Origin of the sequence: Micromonospora sp. NPDC023814 (assembly GCF_040639595.1) — a bacterium.
Taxonomy (GTDB): domain Bacteria; phylum Actinomycetota; class Actinomycetes; order Mycobacteriales; family Micromonosporaceae; genus Micromonospora.
Genome location: NZ_JBFAAF010000045.1, coordinates 52,780 through 65,138 on the forward strand (window position 1 = coordinate 52,780; position 12,359 = coordinate 65,138).

Consider the following 12,359-nt stretch of genomic DNA (forward strand, 5'->3'; position numbering starts at 1 on the left):
TCCTGTGGAACACATCCCGTTCGCACGTTCGATCGACCTGCCGCCGTACCGGGCGATCCTGGCGGTGGACGCCAAGGGTTTCACCGCCGAACCGGGCAGCACCCACGAGGCGATCAGCAAGAACCTGCTCGACCTCGTGGGCGACGTTCTGAACGGCGCAGGGCTACGGGCCGAGTGGGAACGCCCGGCGTTCCTCGGCCCGACTGGAGACGGCTTCGCCGTCGGACTCCCGACGCGCGTCCTGCCCTACCTGGTGGACCCGTTCCCGCGACTGCTCCAGGAACGCCTCGCCGAGCACAACCGCCAGGCCCGAGCGCGCCTTCAGTTGCGGGTCAGCCTGCACGTCGGGCCGCTGCCCGCCGACCCGGAAAATCCGCACTGGACCGGCAACGGTGACCCGCGCAACGACACCCACCGCCTGCTCGATTCCGCGCCGGTGAAGGCCGTGCTCGCCGCGGCCAGCCCGCGCGTGACGTTCGTGGCCTGCATCTTCTCCGAACGCGTATTCGAGGACGTCATCGCCGCCGGGTACGCCGGAATGCAGCCCGACCGCTGCCTTGCAGTCACGGCGACGGTCGACGGCAAGGCGTTCAGCCAGCAGGCGTGGCTCTACCTCCCGGAGGTCTCCGGGAACCTGCTGGGCGTGTTGCCGGCCGCGCCGCCGCCACCGCCGCCGATGACCGAGAAGCCCGCTCGGCCACAGTTTTCCGGGCCGCGGGTGAAGCGGAACGACGGCCAAGTCGCCACCACGGTCGAGAGCATGACGCAGCACCGGGGCGCTGACCGATGACCACCGACGCGATTGAGGCCGTGGACCCGGACATCGACGATTCCTACGCCGACGACATCGACGACGGCCTCAGTGTTGACGAGAACAGCGGTCAGGTCGCCTCGCGTGTCGGCCGCGACATGGTGCAGAACGTCCATAACTGGCTCGGTCGCTACCAGGCCGCCCGGGAACTCTCCGACGCCTTCGTGCGGGAGACGATCGAGACCTTCGTGGAGCGTGTCTACGGCCCGGGCGGGCTGCGCAGGGAAGAGGCGGCCGGGATCCTGCGGGAGCGGCGTCACGTCCTGCTGGTCGCCGACCCCGGCACCGGGCGGCGGACCGCCGCGGTCGGTCTGCTCGGCGGCGTTCCCTCGCCTCGGCGGGAGATCCCGATCGACGACGACGAGCAGCGGCTCCTGCCCGTCGACGAGGTGCCGTGGTCGTCTTACGGTCGCTGCGCCTACCTGCTCACGGTGCCGCCTGGCGGCCGCAACGGGCGGTTGCGGGAGCTGCTCATCGCCTACCGAGAGGCCGTAGAGAAGCGGGACTCGTACCTCGTCGTCCTGGTCGACCAGAAGAGCCTCGAAAGGCCCGAGGACGTTCCGGGCTTCACCGTCCTCACGGTCACCGCTCCCGTACCCGAGGAACTGCTGAGCCGGCTCCTACAAGACCAGCTCGCCCGGCCGGACGTGGACACCCTGATCAAGACGCCACCGCTGCCGGCGATCCTGGAGGGCGCCACCCCGGCGCAGATCGCGAGGCTGTCCCGCCGGATCAGGGCCGCGGCGGGTGATCCGCAGGAACCGCTTGCCGAGATCGCCCGCAAGTCCGTCCAGGCCTACCAGAACTGGGACGAGGAACTGGTCGCCTGGTTCGAGACGTACCCGGATCCGCGGACCCGGCTCTTCCTCATCGCCCTGGCCTTCCTGCAAGGGGGACAAGCCACCAACGTTCTCCACGCCATGGAGAAGCTCGCCAAGAAACTGGAGGAACCGGCGAACGTGCGGGGCGGCATCGGCGCCCCGGGGATCCGTCAGCTCGCCAAAAGCGTCAACGCCCGGATTGACGGCGAGCACCGGATCTTCTTCACCCTGCCGTCCTACGACGTCGCGATCCTGCGCTACGTGCACGGCGACCAGTCCAAGGCCTTCCGTACGAACCTCTGGAGCTGGGCGTCCGACCTGCCGATACGCCGCGGCGGTGCCCCCAACGCCCGCGTCGCCGGACAGGTGGCCTCGGCCATGCTCGCCGTGACCCTGGCGCTTCCCGGGGCCGACGCGCCCGAAGTGCGCACGTTGATCGAACGGTGGTGGGCTTACCAGACCCTGCGACCGCTGGTCATCGACCTGATGACCGCGGTGGCGATGAGCCCCGAGGCCGGAGCGGCGATGCGCGGGCGGCTCAATCAGTGGGCCGCCCAGTCGGGACGCGTGCCGCTGCTCTGCGCGGTCGCCGCGGTCTGCGGCGGAGCGCTGGCAGACGCGTATCCGCAGGCGGTGCTGACCCGGCTGAACAACCTGGCCGCGCGGCGGATCGACGCCGTCACCGACGAGGTCGTAGAGGCCGTGCGGTCGCTCTGGGCCCGACCGCTGCACCGGCAGGCGACACTGCGCCAGGTCGTCGACTGGGCGGCCGGGCAGGACCAGCGGCACGACGCGGGGCTGCGCGCCTTGGCGGCGATCTCCGAAACCCCGGACCAGGCTGGGCTTCTCCTTGCCGAGCTGGCTGGCGATGCGGAACGGCAGACCCGACTGGTACACGCCTTCACGCTGCTGTTCAGCGGCGAAGGGCCGCAGAGCGAATTCCGCGAGGCGCTCTCCCGCTGGCTGGACGCGGCGGCCGAGGAACCCGTCTACGAGAACCTGATCACCGACCTGATGGTCCGTGCCGGAGGGACCGGTCAAGGCACCAGCAGCCGCTTCGCCCGAATGTCCGACCTACTGTACGACTGGCAGCCACTCGCCCGCGACGCCCAGACGCCGGCCGCCAGAGACCTGCGTGACCGGCTCAACGAGCGGCTCCACCGAGCGAACCCGCTGGGCACCGCATGAGTGAGAACTGGCGTGGCCGCCTGTCGCGCCTCTGGGCGAGACCCGAGGAACCCGCACAGCCAGTCACCTTTACCGCCGAGCTGCGCAGCTGCCACCCACACATCGCATTCGACGCGACCCTCCAGCTCTGGTGGCAGGGGAACGACGAAGCCGCCATCTGGACGACGCGACAAAGGGTCACAGAGTGGGCCGACCAGGCAACCTCCCAATACTGCGTCACCCAGGCCGGCAACGCCGAAAACGAGATCAACACCCGGAACCCCTACAGTGCCCGCATCCAACTAACAGTCAACCCGCAAGCCCGCATAGCCGCTGAAGCCATCCTGGAGATCGACCGGCAGTCCGCCCTCGAACGCCTGAAGCAGCAGGCCGAGCTGGAGCGGATCCGTTACCTGCGGGAGAGCGTCTACTCCCGTCCAGACGTCGCCCGCAGCTACTGGCTCTACCACCACCCTGACCGGCCGGAAGAGCTACTCACCATCAGGTTCGAGGAGATCGCCGAGAAGTTCGGGGAGGTCGGCGAGTCCCGGTTCCTGCTGATCGCCAAGCTGATCGGTGACTTCCTCGGGCGGCTCGAGGACGGCGAACGCCGATACCTGCTCGAACAGCTGGGGCAGTTCTTCTCCTCGTATAACCGACCCGACCTGGCGGAACGGCTGGAAGCCTCATGAGGGAAGCGGAACGAGCCTCCCTGCAACAGGCAAACGAGATGATCCGCTTCGCCGACGTGAAGGCTGCCGCCGTCCTGGCCGCCGCCGGGGTCCTGGCCGGGCAGCTGCCGTCGGCTCACGGATCCTGGGCCAAAGGCGTCCTGTTCGTCGCCGGCATCTGCATCGTGCTCAGCGCGTTGCTGGCGCTCGACACACTGGCGCCACGACGGCAGGTGGAGCCCGCGAGGTCGCTGCACTACTACGACCACGTCGCCCGTCGGTACGGCGATGATCGGGAAGCCTTCGTCGATGCCTGGGTGGAGGCGGCGGCCGACGAGGACGCGGTCGAGCGGGCGGTCGCCGGGCAGATCTGGGCTGCAAACATGGTGGCGTACCGCAAATTCACCCGGATTACCTGGTCCATCCGCGCCCTGGTGGTCGGCGTCGTGGCCCTCGCGGCCGTGGTCCTCACCTGAGATGCTCCTCCTGGTTCTGGCGATCGCGTTCGCTGCCCTAGCTGTATTGACCAGGCACGTTAGTTGAGGTTATGTGACGACATAACCTGACGGATCTTGGATGGCGAGGACCTCCTGTCGTGAAGTGGAGCTGCTGAAGGCGACCACATCACAGACCAGGAGGTCCTCGTGTCTCACGCTAACGCGGCGCTGACTCCGCGTGCCCGGCTGCGTCTGGCCAGGCTCGTGGTGGATGAGGGCTGGCCCATCGCGCGGACGGCTGAACGCTATGATCCGGCCGTCGATGCTGCTGGACGCGGGGCACTTCGGGGCCGCTCGCGCACGCGGCATGATCTTGCATCTCAGTTGTCTGACCTCTTGTGCCATAGCTCCCAGCGGTTGGCTCGGCCTCGTCGCACTTCTGCTTCCGGGTACTGCTCCTCCAGCTCCTGAAGGCGCTGCACGACTTCGGCGATAGGAAGGCCGGACGGCACGACAGCCAGCGGCTGTGGAATCGACTTCGATGGCGCGGCTGGCCCTTCCGCCGCACGCCGTTTGCTGGACGCTTCGAGCATCTGCATGACCTTGGCGTGGATCGCGCGCTGTCCCGGCCACGCCACGCACGGCCAGTCGTAGGGCGGGCTGACGTAGCCATGGCCGTGAGCTGGCGTGGTGCAGTCGGCGCACATGTCCGCGGCTTCCAGGCGTGGCACCGCCAGCAACTTGTCGAGGTGCCACTTCTTGACGTCACGTTGAGCGGGGAGCTTGGAGCGCTCGGCCTTGTCTTCTGTGTCCTTGATCTGCGCCTCCAACTCGGGGAGCTTGGCGCGGAGCTCGCGCACTTCCTGGATCCGGCGCTCGCGGTAGATGTACAGCGTCGAGTGGCGACGGTCGCGCGGTAGGTAGCCCTGCTGGTCGGGGACGTCCTCCGGATCGCCCACGATGGGAGTCAGGCGTTCGACCGCGGCCTTGTGCCGGGCGATTTGCTCGTCGAGCTCCGCCACCTGATTGGTCCGGCGAGCGGGATCCATGGCCGGGTAGGACTCAGCACTTCGGAGCTTGGCAACCTCAGTCGTTCGGTGAGCCAGGATGCACTGCTGCTCCAGCAACTCGAGCCGAGCCTGTTCACGTTCGGCGTCGTAGCGTTCGAGGTTCTTCTGACGGAGTGCCTCGCGTTTGATGCGCTTCTTCTCCCAGTCGCGTTCCCAGCGGGCCATCTCGGCGTCGAGTTGACGCTTCGTCTTGCGCTTGAAGCCCGGCTCGGCGCGTTCCCATTCGCCCATGATCTGCTCGGCGCGTTCGAGGCCTGCGGCCTCTTCCTCCATGCGCCATGGGTTCCAGACCTCGTCGCGGTGCAAGTCGAGGAACAGCGCGCGGGCGGCGACGCTCTCCTCGAACGTCGACGTCGCACCCTTCTTGGCACGCCACCACAACCCCTCATGTTCGAACACGTCGTCCGGGAGCGTTGGAGTCAGCACATCGGTAGCCATGACTCAGAGTATTGGTCACGGGCACGAAGAGGTCGTTACAGGTCCACGACTGTTCGGCGAAGTCGGAACCGTCGACGGTCATGCGCCGCACCGGGCGCCGCGCTGGTGCCACATCGGGGCTGCTGAGACGGGGCGACGTTCAAGTCGTCTGCGGTGAAGCGGGCGGGCGTCGGCGCGTTGGACGGGATCGTCTCGGATGGGAGACTCGTGCGGTGAGCTCCGGTGTTCCACGTACGGTCAAGGCGGTCGACACGCTGGAGTTGCTCCGGCTCGACGCGGAGGCGATCGAGTGCGGGCTGAACCGCAATCACGGTGCCGGATGGCTGGTGGAATTCGCCGATTCCGAAGCGGTGCACTATCTGCGGCCGGTGCTGGTCCATCAGGCCGCGCATCACCCTGAGTTTTCGCCGCACTGGCGGTGCATGCTGTTGTTGACGATGCGAGACGGCCAGCAGGTCTTTTCCCTGCTGGATGTTCTGCCTGCCTCGTTCGAGTATCTGCCCGAGACGCTGGACGCGGCCACGAAGTCCGAGATCACCCACCGGCTGGAGCATGGGGGCCTGCTGACGCAGGCGCAGTGGGCCGACCTCAACCCCTGACCCAGGTGCTGGCCGGCGGTGATCCGATCGGCCGACACTCGACGGGCGATCTATGCGGCAGCAGGCGATTGGGCACCGGAGGGTGACGACGTCGAGCCCGTCGACCTTGACTGGCAGCGGGGCGGCAACCTCAACCGCTGTCGGGAACGATCTGTTTATGCAGGGTCTTTGCGTAGTCGATTGAGGTGTGTCTGACCTGGGCGTACTGGTGTCCGGCCTGGTTGGAGGGTGACGCGGGACGGGTGCGGCCCGTCGGTGATCATGGAGTTGCTGAGACAACATGACCCCGACAAGGACCACACCCGCGCATGTCATCATCGCTGATCGACGTGATCCGTCAGCATGCCCCCGCCTCGACCGACACCACGGATGCCGGCCGTGAGTCGTATGGGCTGCTGGCGGCCCTGGCACGAGTTCCTGACCCGCGTGACCCGCGAGGGATCCGGTACCCCTTGGCGAGCGTGCTCGCGGTCGCGGTGTGCGCGGTGATGGCCGGAGCCAGCACGTTCGCCGCGATCGCCGACTGGGTCGACGATCTCGATGCGCCGGCGTGGGGCCGGCTCGGGTTTACCGGTCGGGTGCCGGTCTTGACCACGGTGTGGCGGTTGCTGGTCCGCATCGACGCCGAGACGTTGACAGCGGTGCTGGCCGACTGGCTGTGCTCCCGGCTGTCGGCGCCGCCGCCGGTGCGGCGGGTCATCGCTGTTGACGGCAAGGTGGTGCGGGGCGCTGTCTTGCCCGAGGGGCGGGTCCATCTGCTGTCGGCCTACGACACCTCGACCGGCGTGGTCCTGGCGCAGGTCCAGGTCGCCGCGAAGTCGAACGAGATTCCGGCGTTCGCCCCGCTACTGGAGCAGGTCAAGGCGCGGTTGGGCGGCCTGGCGGGGGTGGTGATCGTCGCGGACGCGCTGCACGCCCAGGTCGCCCACGCCCGGGCCGTCGCCACTGCCGGCGGGCACCTGTATGTGTCGGTAAAGGCCAACCAGCCGACGTTGTTCGCCCAGCTCAGGCATCTGCCCTGGGCGCAGGTGCCGGTCGGGGATCAACACCGCGACACCGGACACGGCCGTCGTGAGACCCGTACCGTCAAGGCGTTGACCGTGCAGACTCCCGGCGGCATCGGCTTCCCCCACGCCCAACAGGCCGTCCGGATCACCCGCACCCGCACTGCAGCCGGTAAGCGCACACGCCAGACCGTCTATCTGGTGGCGTCACTGCCCGCCGCCCACGCCCAACCTGCTGACCTGCAGGAATGGGCCCGCTTGGAATGGCATATCGAGAACCGGCTGCACTGGGTCCGCGATGTGACCTTCCACGAGGACGCCCACCGGGCCCGTACCGGCAACGGACCCGCCGTCACAGCGGTCCTACGCAACACCGCCATCGGATTCCATCGCGGCAACGGCGAGACCAACATCGCCAGAGCAACCCGGCGCGCCAACCGCCGCCCCCACGACCTCATCACCACCGTGACCAGCAGCTACCCAACTACGCAATGACCCTGTCTGTTTATGTTCTCGCCGTAGCTATCTCAACCGGACCAAACCAACGACAAGCGACTCTCGAACAGCGTGAATGGACTTCGGGGTGAAGGTCCCACTCAGCGGCGACGAATCCTGTCCAACAGCAACCTTCGCCGCGGCGGTGGCGCGGGTGACCCGCCAAGCGCGGCGCTGCCATTGCCTGGCCACTCCTGGAATTCAGCGGTCAGATCCGCTGCATGGTGAAGGGTTTCGCTTGGCATTCCTGGGGTTATGTAAACCAGCTGTGCCACCGAGACGCCAATCGTGAGCGGTCTGGTCTTGGTCAAATGCCTGTCAAGGAGGAGTCGTGGAACCACGGTCCGGGTGTCCGATCAACGCGGCCGTCGAGGTGCTCGGAGACCGATGGGCGCTGCGCGTGCTCAGCGACGTCATCTTCGGCGACCGCCGCTACTTCCGGGCGCTGCTCACCGGGTCGATCGAGGGCATCGCCTCGAACATCCTCGCCGACCGCCTCGTCGGCTCGTCGAGGCGGGAATCCTCACCCGCGGCACCGCGATGCGAGGGCAGCGCGCCCGCTACAGCCTCACCGAAGCCGGCATCCAGGCCCTTCCGGTCCTCTACGCGCTCGGCAACTGGGGCCTCGACTGGCGCCTGGGCACCGAGGAGCTCCAGATCCGGCAGCGGATCATGCGCGAGGCTGGCCCGGCGTTCGTGGAGGAGCTCATGGACGAGCTCCGGGTGCGCCACCTCGACGCCCCGCCGAAGCCCCACGATGGCCCGGGCCCTCTCGAACGCCTGAACGCCGCCTACGCCGCCGAGCAGGAACGCCGCGACCAGAGGCGAGGCGGGGTCGCCGATGTTCAGTAGCCGTCCGTCGTGTACGCACGCGCGCCCCGATACGGTGAGCCTCCTGCGGTTCGCCCTCGTTGAGGACGTACGGGCCGTGCGGCCTGTCCGCCGGCCCGCCGGTCAGATCCCACAGCAGGCCCTGCCAGGACTCCGCGCCCGCCGGGGAAGGGTGACGACGGTGGCGGCTCAGGCTGCATCCGATGGCGCAACCAACGCGCGAAACCGTAAATGTTGTTCGCCGCCCTCTCCAAGATCCGCCACCTCGATTAGCCTTTCATGGCTGTATGGCGAGGCAATAGCTGCTGTAGGATCACGGCATGAGCACCCATGCTGAGCGTGGGTGCCGCAGATTCGTGTACGATCCCCCCTCGGACACCACTCTTCGTGGAGATTCGCGCAATATCGACCGGTAGCGGCGGTTCAGCGGATCACCACCAGCGGCATCCGTGTTCATGACGGACCTCGGGGGATGATCCCGCCTGCGCTGATGGCGGCGCGTCCGCACTGGCGGGGGTGGCCGTGAGCCGCCGGCGGCCCTCTCCTCGCCGGCCCGACGAGCAGCTCGTCGAGGCGCTCGTGCCCAGCCCACTGCCGGTCGCACCGCCGCAGCCGGCGCCCATGCCGACCCTGCCGCCGCCCGCTGACCAGACCTGCGGCGGGGTGCTGTTCGACGTCGCCAGCCCCGATTCCGCGGGTCGGGTGACCGCCCGTCCACTGCTGCGCGTCCTGGGTTGGACACCCGGCCTCGCTCTGCGCGTCGACGTCGTGCACGCCGCGGTGCTCATCACCCCCGCCGCTGACGGGCAGCACCTCGTGGGGGCCCGTGAGGAACTTCCCCTGCCGGCCGCAGCCCGCCACCTGTGCGGCATCGCTCCCGGTCAACCGGTGCTCCTGGCCGCCTTCCACGGCCGAGACCTGATCGTCGTGCACCCCTCAAACACCATCACCACGCTCCTGGCCGACCTGCACGCGCACATCCTCGGAGCCCTCGATGAGCGTTGACCCCGACCGCATTACTATCGCCCGAGCGCTGCTCGACCATCTCGGCCTCACCGCCGCCGACCTCACCGACACCACCAGCCGTGCGGTGCCGACAGTCGCCGAATACCTGCCCCGCGTCGAAGCGGCGGCGAGCCCCGGCACCCGGCGCAGCTACCACAGCTACTGGAACCGCATGGCCACGACCCTCGGCGACCGCCGCCTCGATACGGTCACCGCAAGCGACATCGAAGCCCTCATGCGCCAGGCCACGGCCGCCGCCCGCTCCCGCCGCAACTCCCGGCACGGCCGACATGCCGGCGAGCACTTCATCGCGGCCGCTCGCGCCTTCTTCAACCGGGCCATCGCCGACGGCTACCTCGCGGCCGCGGACAGCCCCGCCCACCGTGTGCGCAAGCCCCGCCGGCTGCCCAACACCCGCCGCGCCCTCACCCCGCAGGAGTTGGAGGCGATCAACCGCGCCGCGCGCAGCGGCGGCAACGACATCGTCCTCGACGCCCTGCTGCTGCGCCTGCACACCGAAACCGCGTGCCGCCGCGGCGGCGCCCTGGCGTTGCGCCTGGTCGACCTCGACACCGACCACGCCCTGATCCGGCTCACCGAGAAGGGCGGCACCCAACGGTGGCAACCCATCACCCCGATGCTCGCCGCCCGGCTGCTCGAGCACGCCCACGCCCGCGGTGCCGTCGCACCCGCCGACAAGCTGCTGCGCTACCGCAACGGCCAGCCCGCCAGCTACCGCCGCTACGACCTGCTGTGGAAACGCATTGGCCGCCAGCTCCCGTGGGTCGCCGCACAGGGGATCTCCACCCACTGGCTACGCCACACCACCCTCACCTGGGTAGAACGCCACTTCGGCTATGGAGTAGCCCGCGCCTACGCCGGCCACACCGACCGACGTGGACCCGCCACCACCACCTACATCAAGGCCGACCTGCACGCCGTCGCCGATGCCCTAGCCGCCATGACCGGCCAACCCCACCCGCTAGCCAGAAGACAAGACGGGCAGTCCTTGCCCGCACCAGGCCAGGGATGACGGCGGCCGGCCACAACACCCCCTGGAACTCGCTGTTGACCCAGTCCTCAAAAGACGCCCCTCGCGGACGTGTTGGTGTCGGCGCTGGTGGGCAACGGCGGAATATCCGGTTGCAGGTAGCCGATACCCGCCGCAACAAGCCACTGGGCTGCCGCCGGTTCAAGAAGCCACGGTTCGCGCAGAAGGGTTCTGCGCAAAACGCTGCGGTCCGCGACCTGCGCAGGTTCTGGCTGCAGTCGTCGGCGTCGCTGGCCGCCGGGACCCCCGTGCCGGTGCGACGGCTCGTCAAGGACGTTGACGAAGTCGTCGACCAGGCTGGGCCAGGTCGACGTGCCCCACCAATGGCGGCACGGCAGCCCACCGTGTGCCGCGGCCCGCCAGATGGCGTGTCGGCCACCCCGTTCCTCGGCGGCGGCTGCCCACCCGCCCAACACGCCGGCGACGTGGTCGCTGAAGTCCGCGAGGTCATCGTCGGCGATCTCGACGAGCCGCGAGCCACCCGGCAGCAGGCGCTGCGGGTTGACCAACCAGCGCCAGATCCGTACGGCCAGCCAGTCCCAATCGTCCACGCTGACGTCGTCAAGCTGCCCAGCGTCGGCATCTGCCGCCAGGCCACCTCACGGTGCCAATGCCGGATGATCTGCCGTACCCACCAACATGTGTGCGAATTGATGCGGAGCATGTCGCCGTCGCTGAGCGGCCCGTCCCCGGTGTGCCAGTCCTCCACCGGGCTGCTTCGCCACGCGTTGTTGACCACACCGGCTGCAGCGAGATCCAGAACCGGCCCCACCCGGTCCGGATCGATCCCCACCTGACGAGCCAGCATCGCCCACACAAGCTCCGACTCCTGCTGCGGTGTCAAGGCATCGTCGGCATTGCAGCGAACGACCGTCCCCATGGACACCGAGAACGCCAGCTCTTGCGCTCGATCGGGCGGACCGGCCAGCACCCGGTCTGGCCGACGGCGGCACGGCGACGGGTTGGATCAGGCCGGCGGGCTTTATTCTGAGGCATGCTCGAAGCCGGCAGCCGGACGCGCGCCCAACCGCCCCCACCGGCCATCGTCTTCGAGGCGCTCACGGAGCCCGACCGCGACCCGGCGCGGCCCTGGCTGCAGCTGCTGGACGACGAACAATCGCCGCAGGTCCTGCGCGCCGAGCACCCACACCTGGTCGTCTGGTCATCACTGTGGCCGAAGCGGCCGGATGCCCAAGTGCGTTTCGACCTGGAGTCCGACGGCAGCGAAGGCACGCAGCTGCGCTGGACGCTGCTGGTCGCCGAACCCTTACCCGACCCGTCACTGCTGGGACATCTGCGCAAGCGGCTCAACGAACTGATCAACGCGGACCTGCGCTATACCTTCGGGTAGTAGCGGCCAAAGGGTTGGTGGGCACCAGCCACTGGCGGCCGAACCACGACGACAAGTGCTACGAGCGCATGAGGCCGTACGCTGACGATGGGTGGCCCTTGTCGTTTGTCCTATCCCTTTTCGATGCGCCGGCTGCCCGGTGGCTGTGGTGAGCGGCGATCGGAGCGAACCGCTCCGGCATCCGGATCTGCCGATGAGAGGGCGTCGCGGTCGCTGTTGTACCGATGTGAGTTCGCCGAGAAGTGGCCGTGAGCGCCGGCCTGGCCGCACAGGTCTTGCATGGCGACCGTACTTCTCGGCGATGTGCGGGCCCGCTGGCAGACGCTGATTATCGGCGGGGCTACAGGTTGTTGATTCGGGCCAGTAGCTCTGCCTCGGTCAGGTTTTCCAGGACCGCGTCCTGCTTGCGGCCCAGGACCGCCAGCAGCTTCTCCTTCTCCAGCTTCTTGGCCGCCGCCGCCTTCGCCGCCTCGTCCTCCGCGAGGCGGACGGCGATGACGTGCTTGACGACCTCGTGACTGGTCAGGTGCTCGTCGGCGGGTCGGCTTGACCTGGGGCGTTCGGGTTGGATCATGGTTGGGTGTGCGGAACGCCGTCGATCGTGGAGC

12 protein-coding genes and 2 pseudogenes are annotated in these 12,359 nt (G+C 68.4%); 11 read left to right on the top strand and 3 right to left on the bottom strand.

The window, feature by feature from the left end:
• Positions 1–4 precede the first annotated feature (4 nt).
• The 5 genes and pseudogenes from AB0G14_RS22825 to AB0G14_RS22845 all read left to right on the top strand — a co-directional run.
• The gene (locus tag AB0G14_RS22825; protein ID WP_357700464.1) at positions 5–790 is read left to right on the top strand and encodes a hypothetical protein; all 786 of its coding nucleotides are present in this window, start codon (positions 5–7) and stop codon (positions 788–790) included.
• Positions 787–2,820, top strand: a complete 2,034-nt coding sequence (locus AB0G14_RS22830) for a hypothetical protein (protein WP_357700466.1) — start codon at positions 787–789, stop codon at positions 2,818–2,820. The genes AB0G14_RS22825 and AB0G14_RS22830 overlap by 4 nt, the downstream gene beginning before the upstream one ends.
• Complete coding sequence (locus AB0G14_RS22835; protein WP_357700468.1) at positions 2,817–3,491, top strand: hypothetical protein; 675 nt, start codon at positions 2,817–2,819, stop codon at positions 3,489–3,491. Before AB0G14_RS22830 ends, AB0G14_RS22835 begins: the two co-directional genes overlap by 4 nt.
• Entirely contained in the window at positions 3,488–3,946 is a 459-nt protein-coding gene (locus tag AB0G14_RS22840) for a Pycsar system effector family protein (protein ID WP_357700470.1), read from the top strand. Before AB0G14_RS22835 ends, AB0G14_RS22840 begins: the two co-directional genes overlap by 4 nt.
• A gap of 168 nt (positions 3,947–4,114) precedes the next feature.
• Positions 4,115–4,216, top strand: a pseudogene (locus AB0G14_RS22845) (IS481 family transposase); the annotation flags it as partial.
• Positions 4,217–4,287: 71 nt separating this feature from the next.
• Here the strand turns inward: AB0G14_RS22845 and AB0G14_RS22850 are convergent.
• On the bottom strand, positions 4,288–5,415 hold the full coding sequence (locus tag AB0G14_RS22850) for a hypothetical protein (protein WP_357700472.1): 1,128 nt from the start codon (positions 5,413–5,415) through the stop codon (positions 4,288–4,290).
• Between the two features lie 212 nt (positions 5,416–5,627).
• On the opposite strand from AB0G14_RS22850, the gene AB0G14_RS22855 reads away from it, so the two are divergent.
• From AB0G14_RS22855 to AB0G14_RS22875, 5 genes are all read left to right on the top strand, one after another.
• Positions 5,628–6,014, top strand: coding sequence for a hypothetical protein (locus tag AB0G14_RS22855; protein WP_357700474.1), 387 nt, complete (start codon positions 5,628–5,630; stop codon positions 6,012–6,014).
• Positions 6,015–6,322: 308 nt separating this feature from the next.
• Positions 6,323–7,513, top strand: a complete 1,191-nt coding sequence (locus tag AB0G14_RS22860) for an ISAs1 family transposase (RefSeq protein WP_357700476.1) — start codon at positions 6,323–6,325, stop codon at positions 7,511–7,513.
• 540 nt (positions 7,514–8,053) lie between these two features.
• Positions 8,054–8,365, top strand: a complete 312-nt coding sequence (locus tag AB0G14_RS22865; protein ID WP_357700478.1) for a hypothetical protein — start codon at positions 8,054–8,056, stop codon at positions 8,363–8,365.
• Positions 8,366–8,866: 501 nt separating this feature from the next.
• Positions 8,867–9,349 carry a hypothetical protein gene (locus AB0G14_RS22870; protein WP_357700480.1) on the top strand — a complete coding sequence of 161 codons (483 nt, stop codon included), beginning with the start codon at positions 8,867–8,869 and terminating at the stop codon, positions 9,347–9,349.
• On the top strand, positions 9,339–10,382 hold the full coding sequence (locus AB0G14_RS22875; RefSeq protein WP_357700482.1) for a site-specific integrase: 1,044 nt from the start codon (positions 9,339–9,341) through the stop codon (positions 10,380–10,382). The genes AB0G14_RS22870 and AB0G14_RS22875 overlap by 11 nt, the downstream gene beginning before the upstream one ends.
• Positions 10,383–10,429: 47 nt before the next feature.
• Here AB0G14_RS22875 and AB0G14_RS22880 read toward each other — a convergent pair whose 3' ends face one another.
• Entirely contained in the window at positions 10,430–10,951 is a 522-nt protein-coding gene (locus tag AB0G14_RS22880) for a hypothetical protein (protein ID WP_357700484.1), read from the bottom strand.
• Positions 10,952–11,394: 443 nt separating this feature from the next.
• Here AB0G14_RS22880 and AB0G14_RS22885 point away from each other — a divergent pair, with 443 nt between their 5' ends.
• The gene (locus tag AB0G14_RS22885; protein WP_357700486.1) at positions 11,395–11,751 is read left to right on the top strand and encodes a hypothetical protein; all 357 of its coding nucleotides are present in this window, start codon (positions 11,395–11,397) and stop codon (positions 11,749–11,751) included.
• Between the two features lie 340 nt (positions 11,752–12,091).
• Here the strand turns inward: AB0G14_RS22885 and AB0G14_RS22890 are convergent.
• Positions 12,092–12,359 (bottom strand): annotated as a pseudogene (locus tag AB0G14_RS22890) (hypothetical protein); the annotation flags it as partial.